This is a genomic window from Oleiphilus sp. HI0117 (assembly GCF_001635235.1).
Genome location: NZ_LWGA01000544.1, coordinates 1 through 572, shown reverse-complemented (window position 1 = coordinate 572; position 572 = coordinate 1). Strand labels below are relative to the sequence as shown.

The window sequence follows — 572 nt, the reverse complement described above, 5'->3', positions numbered from 1 at the left end:
TCTTCCAAGGAAGTTAATAAACCTTGCGCATCAAAAGCGACCTGATTTTCAAGATCCAACCCATCGGTATAAGTGTATTGTTTAAAGCTCGGGTCCAGGCTATACCAGGTTTCACCTTGCTTTACCTCAACCCAGACATGCTCAAGCTGTATCTCTTCAACATCACCCCCATAGCTATACTGGTGTTGTGGAATCCCACCTTGGCTCATAAGGTTGGCAACCGCTGCAGCATTCTTAACGTTACCCACCCAATTTCTTGCTTGGTCGGCAGGTATATTGACGACACCGTATTTATATCTTGCTTCGTGACCCGCGGCTCTTAGCAGCGAGATCAATAAGCTTGAGCTATCAAAGGCATTGCCTTGTTCTGATTGAAGCGTGTAATCAGCACCTTGCATCACACCAAAGCTCGGAATCCAGCGAATAGTATCGTGTACCCAGTTATACAAACTCAAAGGATCGGTGCCGAGTTCCGCAACTTTGCCTGTAATCGCCTGAGTAATCTCTGTGGCACTGTCAGTCGTAGAATAGCTTCCATTATCAGTCCCTAATAAGCTATTAATTTGAGTTTG

The 572-nt window shown here is 45.5% G+C and carries 1 protein-coding gene; it reads right to left on the bottom strand.

The features are described 5' to 3' along the window. Positions 1-572: transglutaminase domain-containing protein (locus A3757_RS06045; RefSeq protein ID WP_304439178.1), on the bottom strand; the 572-nt coding region annotated here is incomplete at both ends.